This is a genomic window from Mycobacterium colombiense (genome assembly GCF_001953985.1).
Taxonomy (GTDB): Bacteria; Actinomycetota; Actinomycetes; order Mycobacteriales; family Mycobacteriaceae; genus Mycobacterium; species Mycobacterium colombiense_B.
Window position 1 is genome coordinate 157527 of record NZ_MBEI01000069.1, and the last position, 15670, is coordinate 173196.

The following is a 15670-nucleotide window of genomic DNA, read 5'->3' on the forward strand; positions in this document are numbered from 1 at the left end:
GGCGACAATGGCGATGACCGCCGCGGTGGTTACCGCGGCGTCTGCCTGCGGTTCGAGCAGCGGCACAGCGACCGCGAAGGACATCCACCTGGATTACGCCTACTACAACCCGCTGAGCCTGGTCATCCGCGATCAGCACCTGCTCGAAAAGCAGGGCTACAACGTCACTTGGGTGCTATCGCAGGGCAGTAACAAGGCCAACGAGGGACTGCGGTCAAAGGCCCTGGACTTCGGCTCCACTGGCGGTTCCCCTGCCTTGCTGGCGCGGGCGAACGGCACGCCGATCAAGACCGTCGACGTCTACGCCAAGGGGGAGTGGACGGCGCTGGTGGTCGCCAAGAACTCACCCATCAACTCGGTGGCTGACCTGAAGGGCAAAAAGGTCGCGGTCACCAAGGGGACCGACCCCTACTTCTTCCTATTGCAATCACTTGCGACAGCGGGGCTTTCGCCCGCTGATATCGAGATCGTCAATCTGCAGCATGCCGACGGCAAAACCGCGCTGGAGCGCGGTGATGTCGACGCGTGGTCTGGGTTGGACCCGTTCATGGCGGAGACGATCCAGCAACAAGGCTCCCGCATCATTTACCGCAACCCCGATTTCAACTCCGGTGGTGTCCTGAACGCACGCGAGGACTTCATCACCGTCCATCCGGACTCCGTTCAGTCGGTGGTCAATACCTACGAGGAGGCCCGGAAGTGGGCAACGAAGCACCCGGCCGAGCTGGCGGCGTTGCTGGCCTCGCAGGCGAAGGTATCGCCGAGCGTGGCGCAAGAGGAGTTGGGCCGAACGGCATTGGACATCTCGCCGGTGCCGGACGATTCGCTGCGCGCGGTGCTGACCAGGGTCGTGCCGCTGGCCGTGGCCGACGGCGATATCAAATCCGGCGACGCCGGCCGCAACGCACTGAGCACACTGTTCGAGCCGAAGTACGCTCAGCAAGCACACTGACGCCGAAGACCGGGCGGCTGGGCAAATTGCCGCTCGTGCTCGCCGGGCTGATCGTTCCAGTGCTGCTGCTGGTGATCTGGCAGCTTGCGACGGCGGTTACCGGGTTTTTCGCCCCCAGCCAGCTGCCACCTCCCGCCGATGTGGTGTCCGCGCTGGGCGGCCTGCTTGGACACGGCGAACTGTGGACTCACCTCAAGGCCAGTGGTTCGCGGGTGTTGGTCGGTTACTTGGCCGGCGCCGGCGTCGCCCTGACGCTGGGCTCCCTGGTCGGGCTCTCCGTCACGGTGCGCAGGCTGCTGGCCCCGACCCTGGCCGCCTTCCGAACCGTGCCGTCCTTGGCGTGGGTCCCGTTGTTGCTCTTATGGTTTGGCATCGACGAGACACCGAAGATTCTCATGGTGGCCATCGGCGCGTTCTTCCCCGTCTATACGACGACCGCATCGGCGCTTGCCCACATCGACCCGCACCTGCTGGAGGTCGGGCGAGCCTACGGGCGGCACGGCGCCTCGCTGTTGACGACGGTGATGCTGCCGGCCGCGGCTCCGGAACTCGTGAACGGGCTGCGGCTGGGCCTGGCGAACGCGTGGCTTTTCGTGGTCGCGGCCGAGCTGATCGCGTCCTCGAAGGGACTCGGGTTCCTGCTCATCGATAGTCAAAACACCGGCCGCACCGACGTGATGCTGTTGGCCATCGTGCTATTGGCCGGCTTGGGCAAGCTCACCGACGGGGCCCTGGGCGCTGTCGAGATCCGGATCGCGCGGCGGCGCGGGTAGACCGCGTCAGCAGACAAGCGGCGGTGAGCAACTGCCAGCCGGTGATCGAGTACACGCTCCCGCGTTCCCATACGCCGTCGGGCAGCAGGTACGTCTTCGCCGTCGCCGATTTGATCATCAGCATGGCAAAGCACAACAGGCCAAGGACCGCAATCGCTTTGGATACTCCGCGATACCCGCGCCAGGCGGTAAGCGGCCCGATCACAACGGAGCCCACCAAGATGGCGGCGTTGCCCCCGACGATCGCCAGCACGGCGCCGACGATGTGCGCCCTGCCGCTGTGCACCGATCCGACCACGATGTTGCCGACAGCGTTCGTCGCGATGGTACCCAAAAACATTCGGGCCCTAGGGTTGTCGGGAACCCCCACGATCAGCAACGCCCCGAGCAGGAACAGGACACCCTGCAGTAAGAACGCCGCATGCATCAAGTACGCGCGGGGCGAATAGATCGGATGGCCTTGAACCAGCGCGCCGCTGGGAAGCCCGAGATCGCTGATGTAGTTGCGTGCATAGCTGTAGGCCGGCTCGAACGCCGCGGCGGCGAGCGCCTCCAGGACCAAAAAACCCATGGCCGCCACCGCCCAGACGGCTGCTCCGCGCGCGCCGGCCAGATTGTGTTGCTTCATTTTGGTGGCCATGCTTTCACGTGGGGTGGGGTTACCCGCACAATAGCGCGATGCGTGCAGTGCGGGAGATCGGGAAAATCGCGGCGGGCGTACGTCGATGGTTGCTGACCGCCACGCTGCTGGTTGCGCTCGCGGGATGCGGCGGGTCGGCGCACAACCGCGGTGCGCCATCGTCGGGCGGTGTGTTCGCAGGTCCGATCGAGATCGGCAACGGCCGGCACCTGTATCTTGAATGCCACGGAAAGGGCAGGCCCACAGTCATTTTGGAGTCCGGCTACCACAACGCGTCGGATCCGTGGAGCCACTCCGACGCCGCCGCGCCGGCAACGGGCCCGGCCGTGCTGCCGGCCCTGGCCGCCGACCACCGCGTGTGCGCCTACGACCGGCCCGGCACCCTGCGCTATCCCGATCCGCCCAGCATCACCGACCGCAGTTCGCCAGCCGCGATGCCCCGCACCGCGCAGGACGTTGTCCAGGATCTGCATGCGTTACTCGCCGCCGCCCATCTGCCGGGCCCGTACGTCCTGGTCGGGCACTCGCTGGGCGGGCTGTTCATCCGGCTGTATGCGCAGACCTATCCCGACCAGGTGCGGGCGCTGGCGTTCGTCGATGCCTTTCCCGTCGAAATACCTGGCCTGCTGGGCGCGGACTGGCCGACCTATCGCCAGGCGTTGGACCAGCCGCTGCCTCAGTTCGCAAACTCGCCCGGGTTCGAGGAGATCGACATCGAGAAGAGTGTCGCCCAGGTCGGCGCGGCCCCGGCTTTCCCACCCGTTCCCACGGTCGTCCTGACCAGGACCGAACCGTTCGCGATCCCCGGCACCGTCTCACCCGAGCAGGGCGCCAAGCTGGAGCAGGTGTGGCGCGAGGCCTCGGCGGATCTGATCGCGCTGCGGCCGCAGACACCGCACCTGATCGCGACGGGCAGCGACCACTTCATCCAGATCCACCAGCCCGATTTGGTGGTGGCCGGCGTGCGCCTTGCGATGCAACGGGCGGAGCCGAGCCGCTGACGGCTAAAAGAACGTCCCGGCGTGCGGGGCTTCGGGCACCCCGAACAGTTCGTCGGCCACGTCCAGCGCGACCGGATCGTCAGCCCGGGCCAGCCCGGCCGCGGCGAGGCTGCGCCAGCGCGTGCCGCCGAGCAGCGCCGCACCCAGCCCCTCGATCCCCACGCGGACGTCGGCGCGGCGGGTCGTCCGTTCGGCGCCGTCGCCGGTGATCGTGAAGCTCGCTGAATTACTCGGCAGCACTGGGTCATTCACCGCGATCGTCACCGATCCGCCGCCGACGTAGGAGCGCGCCGCCAGCGCACGCTGCGCATCGATCACCCGCAGCCACGTTTCGTCGTGCACCGCGGTGACCTTCGCCGCCCGGCGGTCAAAGAAGAGCCAGGGCAGCGTGTCGTCGATGGGTAGCATCCAAAACATCACGCGGTGAACGAGATCCAGGCCGAGCAGGAATCGCAGCAACCCGAGGTAGGCGTCGGCGGTGGGCGCGAAGAAATCCTCGACCACGATGGTGCGCTGGTCGCTGACGAACCAATTCTCGGTGTCGACGGGCCGGTATCGGGCGAACCCCGACTCGGCGCCCGGCTGGCCGTGAACGGCGACATACCATGCGCCCGACGAGGATTCGGTGCGCCGCCGTGCGCTCTCCCACCACGTCCGCGGGCGGTCGATGGTTCCGGGACGGGACGGACGATTGGTGTCATAGACGCGGGGCAAGGTCTCCCAGACGTCGGCGGCGTCGAGCAGCCGCACCGGACCGCCTGAGCCGACCTCCGGTCGAAACGCTGCCTGCGCACTCGTAACCTCCACGCTCTGAAAGGAACTCGCCACCCCGTAGCCGTATCGCTCATAGATGGTGGCCTCCGAGGCCCGCAACGACGCGACCACCTCACCGCGCTCGGCGATGTCGTGCAGCTGGTGCCGGATCAGGTCGGTGGCGACGCCCCTTCGGGTGTACGACGGCAGCACGCCGATATGCGTCACGGCGGCGTGGCTCACCCTGGCTCCGCCGGGAAGGGTCAGGGTGCTCGTCACGGCGTCCGCGGTGCCGGCGAGTTCTCCGCCGATGAACGCGCCGATGGTGCGGCCGGGGTCGAGCAGCTTGGTGATCTGGCCGGGCGGCAGGTTCGAGATGGGCGGCAGGCCCACCATCGCGGTGCGAAACAATCTGGCCGCGGCGACGAGGTCGTCCTCGGTGTCGAGAACCCGGATTTTGGTGGTCATCCGGCCATCATGTCGCGCCCACGCACGGCGTCACCCGATGGGTGCGATGCCCGCGTTGGAAATCGTGAACCCACGGCCCGAGGGCACCGTGCAGGTGACGCCGTCGGCCCTGGACGCACAGCTGAACGGACCGACTGCGGCGGTCTGGCCGTAGGCGAGCACCGGCGTGCCGATTCCCGCGTTGCCCAGACACGAAACGCCCGTGCAGTTCGTGACCGCGCCGGTCGTGGACAGGCGCACGGACGCGGGCGGCTCGTTGGTCTGGCAATAGGCCTCGTCGGGGATGCCGGAATCCCGCTGGTAGTCGACCTCGCAACTGATGTTGCGCGACGGCGACAGGAAGGCACACACCGACGCCGTGCAGACGGGGTTGTCCGCGATCGCCCGGGGCGCCCCCACCCAACAGCCGACGAAGACGACTGCGACTGCCGCGATCACCGCACGCTTCACGTCGGCCCCTAACGGTTGATGTGCCGCAGAAGCTATCAGACGCCGGGGACTTGTACGCCTGCTAACGGATGGGCAGGCCGGTCACCGCCCGCGAAATCACCAACCGCTGAATCTCACTGGTGCCCTCGAAGATCGTGAAGATCTTTGCGTCACGGTGCATCCGCTCCACGGGGTAGTCGCGGGTGTAGCCGTTGCCGCCCAGGATCTGGATGGCCTCGTCGGTGACGTAGACCGCGGCCTCGCTCGCGACCAGCTTGGCCATCGAACCCTCGGCCGAGTCGAAGTTCTGGTTGTTGCGCGCCATCCAGCCGGCCCGCCACACCAGCAGGCGGGCCGCGTCGACGCGGCTCTTCATATCCGCAAGCTTGAACGCCACCGCCTGGAACTCACCGATCTTGCGGCCGAATTGCTCACGCTGGCAGGCGTATTCGAGGGCGTACTCGTAAGCGGCCCGGGCCACGCCGACCGCCATGGCGCCGACCGTGGGCCGGGTGCGCTCGAAGGTCTTCATCGCCGCCTGGCCACGAGAGGAGGCACCGGACTTGACCCGGGCGATGCGCGCCTCGAATTTCTCCCGGCCGCCGAGGATGGCGTCCTCGGGCAGGCGGACGTTGTCGAGCACCACCTCGGCGGTGTGCGAGGCGCGGATCCCGTGCTTCTTGAACTTCTGGCCCTGCGCCAGACCTTTGGTGTCCGGCCCGATGACGAAGCTGGCCTGGCCGCGGGTACCGAGCTCGGGATAGACCGAGGCCACCACGATGTGCACGTTGGCGATGCCACCGTTGGTGGCCCAGGTCTTGGTGCCGTTAAGCACCCACTCACCGGCCGCCTCGTCGTAGCGCGCCCGGGTGCGGATGCCGCCGACGTCGGAGCCCGCGTCGGGTTCGGACGAGCAGAACGCACCGAGCTTGGGTTCGTCGGCCGTGCCGAACATTTCGGGCAGCCAGCGGCCCAGTTGTTCGGGGGTCCCGTTGCCCGCCAGCGCCGCCGCGGCCAGGCCGGTGCCCATGATGGACAGCGCGATGCCGGCGTCACCCCAGAACATCTCCTCGAACGCGGTGAGCATCCCCAGCCCGGTCTCTTCGGCGGCCTGCTGCGCGAAGAAGTCGGGGGAGTACAGGCCGACCTTTGCGGCCTCCTGGATCACCGGCCACGGGGTCTCCTCCCGTTCGTCCCATTCGGCCGCGGCCGGACGGATGATGTCGGCCGCGAACTTGTGCACCCAGTCGCGCACCTCGATCACGTCGTCAGACAGTTGCAGTGAAAATGTCACAGCTTGCTCCTGAAATAGGTTGCTAATCAACGGTTTCTGTACTGGTCGAGGACGCTGACCGTCTGGTTCACCCACGCCTCGAAGTACCGTTCTTCATCGGTGTTGCCGGGCAGGCGACCGGTCAGTGCTTGCAGCGTCGCCGCGTAGGACAGCGACCCGATCGCGACGGCCGCGGCCGCTTCGGGATCGGGAATGCTGGTGCGGCCGGACCGGTTCGACGCGGCCAGTTCGTCGGCGAAGCGTTGGTAGGCGTTGTCGGTGATCACCTGCCACGTCTTCTCGTCGAGATCGCCGAGTTCGTCGGGTTCGCGCAGCATCACCTTGAGCAGATCCTCGCTCTGTTTGAGGTTGCTCCAGATCAGCTGGCCGGCGATGCGCACCGCCCGCTCAACGCTGCCGGGTTGCCCCGCGTCGTACTGCTCGCGCGCGGCCACGATGCTGTCGATCCGGTGTGCGACCGCCGCCTCGAGTAGCTCGCGCTTGGAGCCGAAGTGCTTGTAGAGCGCGCCCGAGCCGGGCGCCAGCCCGGACTCCCGCTGGATGTCGGCCACTGACGTCGCCGCGTAGCCCTTGGCGGCGAAGAGCCGCAGGGCCGCGGACAGCAGCCGGTCGCGTCCCGAGGCGAGCATGGTGAGAGAGTACTCACTCACCCTGGTCAAGCCAAAATCGGCCCGGTTTTGCCACGTGACGGAGGAGGTGGCGCGGCGGCTAGCGTTAAATTCTTGCGAAACGCCACTGCGCTTGAGCGCGCCGGACCGGTACTGCTGTGAGGGTTGGTTGGGAAGGACCGGCGATCGTCTGAAGGAGCCTGACATTCGCGTCCTACCGCGTGTACAGCTGCCGATGCGGGTGCTGTCGCTGCGCACCATCGTCATCGTCGCCGCCATATCAGTGATGACCCTGGTCGTCCTGTTGGGCACCTGGGTATGGGTGGGCGTCACCAACGATCAGTACAACCAGCTCGATCGGCGGCTCGATTCGGTCAGCAGCCTGGGCGACATCAGCAGCTTGCTCAACAACGCGGAGCACACCAGTCCGGACCGGCCCGCGCCGGACGGCAACCTGGTGCGCACCGCGCGCATCGGCGGGGTGACCGTGTCGGTGCCGAGCAGCATCGTGTTGCCCCAGCTTCCCGACGGCTATGCGAACACGACCATCAACGGGGTGCAGTACCGGGTCCGTACCTTCACCGCGGGCCCCGCCTCGATAGCGCTGGCCGCACCGCTGGCCGAAGCCCAGCATCGGATCAACGAATTGCACCTGCGGGTGCTACTGATCTGCGCCAGCGTGATCGGTGGCACCGTCCTGGTGGGCTGGGTGATCTCGCTGATCATGGTCAATCCGTTCCTGTTGTTGGCGCAGCAGGCCCGGGCGATCAATGCGCAGTCCAGTCCCGACGAGGTCCAGGTGCGCGGTGTGCGTGAGGCCGTCGAGATCGCCGAAGCGGTCGAGGGAATGCTGGCCCGCATCGGCAAGGAGCAGCAGCGCACCAAGGCCGCGCTCGACTCGGCTCGCGACTTCGCCGCGGTCGCCTCCCACGAGCTGCGCACGCCGTTGACCGCGATGCGCACCAACATGGAGGTGCTGTCCACCCTGGACCTGCCGCCCGAGCAGCGCCACGAGGTCATCGGCGACGTCATCCGCACCCAGCGCCGCATCGAGGCCACCCTGACCGCGCTGGAGCGGTTGGCCCAGGGCGAGCTGACCACCGTCGACGACTTCGTCCCGTTCGACATCACCGAGCTGTTGGATCGCGCCGCTCACGACGCGCTGCGCATCTACCCCGACGTGGACGTGTCGCTGGTGCCCTCGCCGACGGTGCTGATGATCGGGCTGCCCACCGGTTTGCGGCTGGTGATCGACAACGCCATCGCCAACGCCGTCAAGCACGGCAACGCCGGCAAGATCCTGCTGACCGTCGGCAGCTCCGGTGAGGGCGTGGAGATCGCGATCGACGACGACGGCACCGGGGTCCCGGAATCCGAACGCGCCACCGTCTTCGAACGGTTCGCCCGCGGTACGACGGCCTCGCGGTCGGGATCGGGACTAGGCCTGGCGCTGGTCGCCCAGCAGGCCGAATTGCACGGCGGCACAGCGGCATTGCAGACCAGCCCGCTCGGCGGCACCCGGCTGCTGTTGCGGCTGGCCGGTGATGGGCGTGGTCCGGCGTAGCTGCGGTTCGCCGGCGACGGCCCGCCGCCGTGCGCTCCACGCGCTCGATATCGGACAATGAGCCATGCTCGGCCACCTCGGCATCAACGTGCCCGATTTGTCAGCCGCAAAACGGTATTACGACGCGCTGATGCCCCTTGTCGACTTTGAGCCGTTCTTTCATGCCGACGACGAGTTCTCCTATCGGCCTGCCGAAAACAAGCCGGGCACCTACTTGTTCTTCTATCCGGCGGTCGTGCCGCATGAGTACTCGTCGCAGCAAGCCGGGCTGCAGCACCTGGCATTCATTGTGCGGCGGCGGTCGTCGGTGCGCGCGGTGCACGATCACGTCGTCCGGATCGGAGGTACCGTCATCTACCCGCCGCGCCATTTCCCGCAATATCCCGGCCATTATTACGCCACCTTTTGGTACGACCCGTTCGGTATCAAACTCGAAGCCGTATGCCATCACGACCGCGACTAGATAAACGGTCATGACGCTGCGCGCAAGGTGACTGAGGTGCATTTGTGACTGCCGAGTCTTGAGTGGCGACTGAGGTTTATCAACGACACGTTCTGGGAATCCAGATCTTTCGTGCTTGGGAGCATGTTCCTTAACTGAATTCCGGGGCCTAAGTCCCGCCAAAACTGCAGTGAATACAAGATCAACGAAACCGCACTACACTAAGGCCCCAAGCACGTGGATTTGGGTTGAGCGTTCGGAGGGAAAACATGGTATTCACGTCGGTTCAGACGGAGGCGGTCCTGGCGTCGGCAGGTGCGGAGTCGGCCATCAGCGCTGAGACCCAGGCGGCGGCTTCGGCGGCCGCGCCGGTGCTGCTGGGGGTGCTGCCGATGGGCGGCGACCCCGACTCGGCCATGTTCGCGGCGGCGCTCAACGCCTGCGGTGGCAGCTATCTGGGCGTAGTGTCCGAGCACGCCGCCCAGCGCGGCCTGTTCGCCGGCACGCAGAGCATCGCCTCGAGCACGTACGTCGTCACGGAGCTGATGCGCAGCTTGACGATGGCAATCGGGGCCTAGAGCTCAGCGACGTAAAAGGGGGAAGTACGCATGGCCGATCCGGGGTGGGCTGCGCGTACGCCTGAGGAAAACGATCTGCTGCTCAAGGCGGGGGCCGGCGTCATCACTCACCTGGCGAACCAAGCAGCCTGGACCGCCTTGGCGGCCACCCATCACGGCTCCAGCATCGCCTCGACGATCAACACCGTCGCGACGTCGGCGAGCTGGACGGGCTCGGGTTCGTTGGCCTCGGCGGCGAACGCGACCGCGCTGAACGCGTCACTGCACGGGCTGGCCGGCTGGGTCGACGTCAAGCCGGCGGTGGTCTCGACCGCGGTCTCCGCGTATCAAATGGCCTACGGCTCAATGCGTCCCGCGCCCGAGTGCATCGGGAACCGCACCGAGACCGCCGCCGACTACGGCATCAACCCGCTGGTCCTCGGCGCACTGACGCCACGCATCACGTCGCTGGAGCTTGAATACTTCGGGTCGATGTGGCCGAACAACTCCGCGGTCGGGGCCAGCTACGGAACGATCCTGACGGCCCTGTCGCAAAGCCTGACCATTCCGCCGCCGATCGCGTCCATGGGTGCGTCGCCGGCCGCGCCCGCGCAGGCGGCGGCGGCGGTTGGCGAGTCGGCGGCGGAGCAAGGGGCCGGCGACGGCATGCGCGCCGCCTTCCAGGGCGCGCAGACGGGGACCCAGGGGGCCGGCCAGGCCGCCTCGGGTGGGCAGGACTTCATGAGTCAGGCCGGCACGCTGATGCAACCCGCCCAGCAACTGATGGGGGCGGTCCCGCAGGTGATGCAGGCCCCCATGCAGATGATGCAGGCGCCGATGCAGATGATGCAGCCGCTGATGGGCATGTTCGCCAATCCCGGCGCCATGGGCATGGGCGGGGCGACGCCGGCCGTCTCGGCGGTCTCGGCCACCACCGGGCTTTCCGCAGCGGAGGCCGGGGCGAGCGGCGGCGCATCGCTGGGCGGCGCGGGCATGCCCGCAACCAGTTTCACCCGCCCGGTCAGCGCCTTCGAGCCCGCCACCAGTGGCCGGCCGGTGGGGCTGCGGCCGGCCGGGGCATTAGGCGCCGAGGCCATGCGACCGCAGACCACGACGATGGGTGGTGCCCCGATGGGCGGTATGCCCGTGGGGCACGGGGCGGGAGGCGACCGCGGCTCCCGTGACAAGGCCGACCAACCCGCGACCGTGCGGGTCGTCGACGCTCGAGTGTGAAGCCACTGGTGAAAGGTGAATCGACAGGTCCAAATAGCCGCCATACACTTCGCTTCATGCCCTCACGGGGGGCGGCCCACCGGAGAAGGAGAATTCCGTGACAATCAAAGTAACACCGCAAATGCTTCGCGACGCTTCCAACGCTATCCAGGCGAATATGGAGCACGCGATCGGAATTGGCCAGGGATACGTCGCGAATCAGGAAAACGTGATGAATCCGTCCACCTGGTCTGGTTCAGCTGTGACCGCTTCGCACGCGACGGCGATCGAGGTTCAAAACGACTTGAACAAAGTCTTGACCGGCGGCACACGGCTTGCCGAGGGCCTTACGAAGGCGGCGGCACTGATGGAAGGCCACGAGGCGGATTCTTCGCACGCATTCAGCGCGCTATTCGGCGGCCACGGCTCCTAACCACCCACTCACTCGCAATTCCATTAATGGTCTTTTGAAAGGAACTTCACAATGTCCGACCCGATCACTTATAACCCGGGGGCCGTAGCCGACTTCGCCACCGATGTCGCCTCCCGCGCCGGCCAGTTGCAGTCGATTTTCGACGACACCTCCAACCGCACGCACGCCCTGCAGGAATTCTTCGCCGGCCACGGCGCATCGGGCTTTTTCGAGGCGCAGGCGCAGATGCTGTCCGGGTTGCAGGGTCTCATCGACACCATCCGTCAGCACGGGGTGACCACGTCCCACGTGCTGGACAACGCGCTCAGCACGGACCAGCACATCGCCGGTCTGTTCTGAGTCGCTCAACCACACCAAGACCAGCAAGGGTGGGGCAGATGCGCCGTGCGTGTGTGCCCCACCTTTGGTCTCTCATCCACCGGCCGAGGGGCTCACCGAGTGAGGTCGAAGCGACATGCTGACAACGACGGTCGATGGCTTATGGGTGTTGCAGGCGATCACCGGGGTGGAGCAGACCTGCCCTGAGCTGGGGCTGCGGCCGATGTTGCCGCGTCTGGACACCCCGGAGCGCGCGAGGAGCCACCCCGCGGCCGCCGAGTTGGTGGCCGCCGGTGCCCTCGACGAGGCCGGCAACGTCGACCCGATGATCCGTGAGTGGCTGACGGTCCTGTTGCGGCGAGACCTGGGGCTGCTGGTGATGATCGGGGTGCCGGGCCGCGAGCCGACGCGCGCATCGATTTGCCGTTTCGCGACGTGGTGGGTGGTCTTGGAACGCCACGGCGACATGGTGCGGTTGTATCCCGCGGGCACGGCCGGCAACGAAGCGTCGGCCAGCGACCTCCTGGTCGGTCAGATCGAGCGGCTGTGCGGCGTGGCCGAGGCGGCGCCGCTGAAGCCGGTCACCCTCGACACCGAGCAATTGCTGAACTCGGTGCGCGACACCGCCAGCCTGCGCTCGTTCCTGCTCGAGCAGCGCCTCGACGCCGACCAGCTGCAGATGGTCCTGACCGCCGCCGATCCCGCGCGGTCCGCGCAGGCGAACATCGTGGGGCTGCAGGCCGGTGTCGGCCCGGACGAATTGGCGCGGATCGCCGTCGGCGATTCGACGGTGTCCATCGTGGACACCCCCGCGGGCCGGATCTGCATCGAGAGCGTCACCTCGGGACAGCGCCAGTACCAGATTCTCTCGCCTGGCTCGCGCACGGACATCGGCGGAGCGATTCAGCGGCTCATCCGCCGGCTGCCCGCCGGCGACGAGTGGCACTCGTATCGGCGAGTGGTGTGAGGTGTCCGGTCCGCTATCGGATGCCAAACGCGCATGGTGCTCCGGATGCGAACCGATGAAACTAACTTAGATAACCAAAGTCTTGGAATAGCAACGCCTGTCGTACTTGAAAGGTTTCTGAACGGGTAAACGCGGTATCGCCAGCCGTGTTAGCATCTCGTCGTGACGAGCCCTTGGAATGACCCGAATATGTCGGACGAAGGAGCGCTCAGACGGGGGGATCCGTCAGGGGGCAGCAACTTTCCGGATTCGGTATCCGACACGATGCGTATTACCGATCTGGCCGCGCCGCGAAAAATTCCACCGGGGTCGGGATGGCGGAAATTCATTTACTCCATCTCGTTTCACAAAATAAATCCCGGTGAGTCGCCCCGTGAGCGGCATTACCGGGATTTACAGAACCGCATCCGTCGGCATATTCGACGGCAGTACGTCATCACGGTCGTCTCCGGCAAGGGCGGCGTGGGCGTCACGACGCTCGTCGCCTGCCTCGGCGGAGTGTTCCGGGAATGCCGCCCGCAGAACGTGATTGCGATCGACGCGGTCCCGGGCTTCGGAACTCTGGCCGACCGGATCGACGAATCCCCGCCCGGGGACTACACCGCCATCATCAACGACACCGATGTCCAGGGCTACGCGGATATCCGAGAACATCTGGGCCAGAACGTCATTGGTCTCGACGTCCTGGCCGGAAACCGGACCTCCGACCAGCCCAGGCCGCTGGTGCCCGCAATGTTTTCCGGGGTGCTGTCGCGGCTGCGGCGCACCCACACCGTGATGATCGTCGACACCTCCCCGGACCTCGAACACGAAGTGATGAAGCCGGTGCTGGAGAACACCGACACCCTCGTGTTCGTCTCCGGCATCACCGCGGACCGGTCGCGTCCGGTGCTGCGGGCGGTGGATTACCTGCGGTCGCAGGGTTACCACGAATTAGTCTCGCGCAGCACCGTGATCGTCAACCACACCGACCAGATCACCGACAAGGACGCGTTGGCTTACCTCACCGAGCGGTTCACCAAGGTGGGGGCGACGGTCGAAGTACTGCCGTTTGATCCCCACCTCGCCAAAGGCGGCATCATCGATACCGTTCACGAGCTGAATAAGAAATCGCGATTGCGCCTCTTCGAAATCACCGCCGGATTGGCGGACAAATACATTCCTGACGCCGAGCGGTCGGTGCCGTGACAGCGCCGCATAAGGTCGCCTTCCCGGCGCGTTGTGCGGTCAACATTTCTTACGAGAAGCACCTGTGTTCGCAGGTATTCCCCGCCGGAATTCCGATGGAGGGATTCTTCGAGGGAATGGTCGAGCTGTTCGACGCCGATTTGAAGCGCAAAGGCTTTGACGGCATCGCATTGCCCGCCGGCAGCTACGAACTCCACAAGATCAACGGCGTTCGGCTCGATATCAATAAAAGCCTCGACGAGCTGGGTGTCCAGGACGGCGACACCCTGGTGCTGGTTCCCCGGGTCGACGGCGAGTCGTTCGAACCGCAATACGAATCGCTGTCAACGGGGTTGGCGGCCATGGGCAAGTGGCTGGGCCGCGACGGTGGCGATCGGATGTTTGCGCCGGTGACACCGTTGACGGCCGCGCACACCGCGGTCGCGGTGATCGCGATGGCCGTCGGGGTTGTGGTGGCCCTGACCCTGCGGGCGCGGACTTTTACCGACGGCCCCATCCCCGCCGCGGTGTCGGGCGCCGTCGGTGCCCTGCTGCTCGTCGCCACGCTGGTGGTGCGGAGCGGGTGGCGGGAGCGGCGCGACCTGTTCAGCGGGTTCGCCTGGCTGGCGGTGTTGTCGCTCGCTGCCGCCGGTGCCTGCGCGCCCCCGGGTGTGCTGGGTGCGGCCCATGGGCTCATCGGCGCCGTGGTGGTGATCCTGGGCGCCATCGCCATCGGGGTGACCGCGCGAAACCGTTGGCAGACGGCGGTGGTGACCGCGGTGGTGACCGTCTGCGGCATCCTGGCCGCCATCGCCGCCGTCCGCATGTTCCGGCCGGCCTCGGCCCAGGTGCTGGCGGTCTGCGTGTTGGTCGGATTGCTGGTCCTGGTCCGGATGGCCCCCCTGATCGCATTGTGGGTGGCGCGGGTCAGGCCGCCGCATTTCGGATCGATCACCGGTCGTGATCTGTTCGCGCGGCGCGAGGGAATGCCCGTCGACACCGTGTCTCCGGTCAGTGAGGACGAATCCGAGGACGAGGACAACGAATTGACCGATATCACCGCCCGCGGCGCCGCGATCGCCGCCTCGGCGCGTCTGGTCAACGCGGTCCAGGTGGGCCTGTGCGTCGGGGTGTCGGTGGTGCTGCCCGCCGCGGTGTGGGGCGTGTTGACGCCGGGACGCCAGTGGGCGTGGTTGGCGCTGGTGGTCGCCGGGCTCGTGATCGGCATCTTCCTCACCCAGGGACGGGGATTCGCCGCCAAGTATCAGGCCATCGCGCTCGTGTGCGGGGCATCCGCCGCGGTGTGCGCGGGCGTGGTCAAGTACGCGGTCGCCGCGCCGAAAGACGTTATGACCGGCCTGATGTGGCCCGTGGTGGCGGTGGCGACCTTCGCCGCCTTGGGCTTGGCCGCGGCACTTTTGGTGCCGGCCATGAGGTTTCGGCCATTCATCCGGTTGACCGTGGAATGGGTGGAAGTGCTCGCGTTCATCGTCCTGTTGCCGGCGGCGGCGGCCTTGGGAGGGCTCTTCACGTGGATTCGCCACTGAAAAGGGCCGCGGCGGTGACCGCCGCCGTCGCCCTGGTCGCGTTATCAGCCGATATCCCTGCCGCGCTTGCCATTACACCACCCACGGTGGATCCGGGAATGGTGCCGCCGGACGGGCCGCCACGACCCGACCAGCCGATGCGCCGCGCCAACAGCTGCTCGACCCCGATCACCGTGAGAAACCCCGATGTCGCGCAGATGGCGCCGGGGTTCAACCTGCTGAACATCACGAAGGCGTGGCAATACAGCACCGGCAACGGCGTTCCCGTGGCTGTGATCGACACCGGGGTCTCGCCGAACCCGCGGCTACCCGTGGTACCCGGTGGCGACTACATCATGGGCGAGGACGGCCTGTCGGATTGCGACGCCCACGGCACGATCGTCAGCTCGATCATCGGCGGTGCGCCGCAAGGGATTCTGCCGATGCCGCGACCGATGCCCGCCACCCCGGCCTTCCCTCCGCCGGCCGGCCCGCCGCCGGTCGCCGGGGCGCCGCCCCCGCCGGTCGAAGTGCCACCCCCGGTCAGTCTCTTATACACACGCGGT

17 protein-coding genes and 1 pseudogene are annotated in these 15670 nt (G+C 66.8%); 13 read left to right on the forward strand and 5 right to left on the reverse strand.

Features of this window, described 5'->3' with window-relative positions; translation table 11 throughout:
• The first annotated feature begins 7 nt into the window (after positions 1-7).
• Positions 8-952, forward strand: coding sequence for an aliphatic sulfonate ABC transporter substrate-binding protein (locus A5732_RS22495; protein WP_436971836.1), 945 nt, complete (start codon positions 8-10; stop codon positions 950-952).
• A gap of 71 nt (positions 953-1023) precedes the next feature.
• A complete protein-coding gene (locus A5732_RS22500; protein ID WP_076103367.1) occupies positions 1024-1725 on the forward strand; it encodes an ABC transporter permease in 702 nt (233 codons plus the stop codon).
• Here A5732_RS22500 and A5732_RS22505 read toward each other — a convergent pair.
• On the reverse strand, positions 1670-2353 hold the full coding sequence (locus A5732_RS22505) for a DUF998 domain-containing protein (protein ID WP_170880086.1): 684 nt from the start codon (positions 2351-2353) through the stop codon (positions 1670-1672). The genes A5732_RS22500 and A5732_RS22505 overlap by 56 nt on opposite strands.
• 50 nt (positions 2354-2403) lie before the next feature.
• Here A5732_RS22505 and A5732_RS22510 point away from each other — a divergent pair, with 50 nt between their 5' ends.
• Complete coding sequence (locus A5732_RS22510) at positions 2404-3366, forward strand: alpha/beta fold hydrolase (protein WP_081389571.1); 963 nt, start codon at positions 2404-2406, stop codon at positions 3364-3366.
• 3 nt (positions 3367-3369) lie between these two features.
• On the opposite strand, the gene A5732_RS22515 is transcribed toward A5732_RS22510, so the two are convergent.
• From A5732_RS22515 to A5732_RS22530, 4 genes are all read right to left on the reverse strand, one after another.
• Entirely contained in the window at positions 3370-4587 is a 1218-nt protein-coding gene (locus A5732_RS22515; protein ID WP_076103348.1) for a GNAT family N-acetyltransferase, read from the reverse strand.
• A 30-nt stretch (positions 4588-4617) separates the two neighbouring features.
• Positions 4618-5037, reverse strand: a complete 420-nt coding sequence (locus tag A5732_RS22520; protein WP_076103349.1) for a DUF6636 domain-containing protein — start codon at positions 5035-5037, stop codon at positions 4618-4620.
• A gap of 61 nt (positions 5038-5098) precedes the next feature.
• Entirely contained in the window at positions 5099-6310 is a 1212-nt protein-coding gene (locus A5732_RS22525; RefSeq protein WP_076103350.1) for an acyl-CoA dehydrogenase family protein, read from the reverse strand.
• A gap of 26 nt (positions 6311-6336) precedes the next feature.
• A complete protein-coding gene (locus tag A5732_RS22530; RefSeq protein WP_064953593.1) occupies positions 6337-6939 on the reverse strand; it encodes a TetR/AcrR family transcriptional regulator in 603 nt (200 codons plus the stop codon).
• Positions 6940-7153: 214 nt separating this feature from the next.
• Here A5732_RS22530 and A5732_RS22535 point away from each other — a divergent pair, with 214 nt between their 5' ends.
• The 10 genes and pseudogenes from A5732_RS22535 to A5732_RS22580 form a co-directional block, all read left to right on the forward strand.
• On the forward strand, positions 7154-8482 hold the full coding sequence (locus tag A5732_RS22535; protein ID WP_076054385.1) for a sensor histidine kinase: 1329 nt from the start codon (positions 7154-7156) through the stop codon (positions 8480-8482).
• 64 nt (positions 8483-8546) lie between these two features.
• Entirely contained in the window at positions 8547-8945 is a 399-nt protein-coding gene (locus tag A5732_RS22540) for a VOC family protein (RefSeq protein ID WP_076054383.1), read from the forward strand.
• A gap of 248 nt (positions 8946-9193) precedes the next feature.
• Positions 9194-9502 (forward strand): PE domain-containing protein, encoded by a 309-nt coding sequence (locus A5732_RS22545; RefSeq protein WP_064953596.1) that lies wholly within the window; start codon positions 9194-9196, stop codon positions 9500-9502.
• A gap of 30 nt (positions 9503-9532) precedes the next feature.
• A complete protein-coding gene (locus tag A5732_RS22550) occupies positions 9533-10714 on the forward strand; it encodes a PPE family protein (protein ID WP_076103351.1) in 1182 nt (393 codons plus the stop codon).
• A gap of 97 nt (positions 10715-10811) precedes the next feature.
• A complete protein-coding gene (locus A5732_RS22555) occupies positions 10812-11126 on the forward strand; it encodes a WXG100 family type VII secretion target (protein ID WP_040630553.1) in 315 nt (104 codons plus the stop codon).
• Between the two features lie 51 nt (positions 11127-11177).
• Entirely contained in the window at positions 11178-11465 is a 288-nt protein-coding gene (locus tag A5732_RS22560; protein ID WP_007771836.1) for a WXG100 family type VII secretion target, read from the forward strand.
• Between the two features lie 115 nt (positions 11466-11580).
• Positions 11581-12411, forward strand: coding sequence for an ESX secretion-associated protein EspG (locus tag A5732_RS22565; RefSeq protein WP_065052015.1), 831 nt, complete (start codon positions 11581-11583; stop codon positions 12409-12411).
• A 162-nt stretch (positions 12412-12573) separates the two neighbouring features.
• Positions 12574-13599, forward strand: coding sequence for a MinD/ParA family ATP-binding protein (locus tag A5732_RS22570; protein WP_139334722.1), 1026 nt, complete (start codon positions 12574-12576; stop codon positions 13597-13599).
• Positions 13596-15125 (forward strand): type VII secretion integral membrane protein EccD, encoded by a 1530-nt coding sequence (gene eccD / locus A5732_RS22575; protein WP_076054380.1) that lies wholly within the window; start codon positions 13596-13598, stop codon positions 15123-15125. The genes A5732_RS22570 and eccD overlap by 4 nt, the downstream gene beginning before the upstream one ends.
• Positions 15110-15670: pseudogene (locus A5732_RS22580) on the forward strand (type VII secretion-associated serine protease); the annotation flags it as partial. The gene eccD and the pseudogene A5732_RS22580, both read left to right, overlap by 16 nt.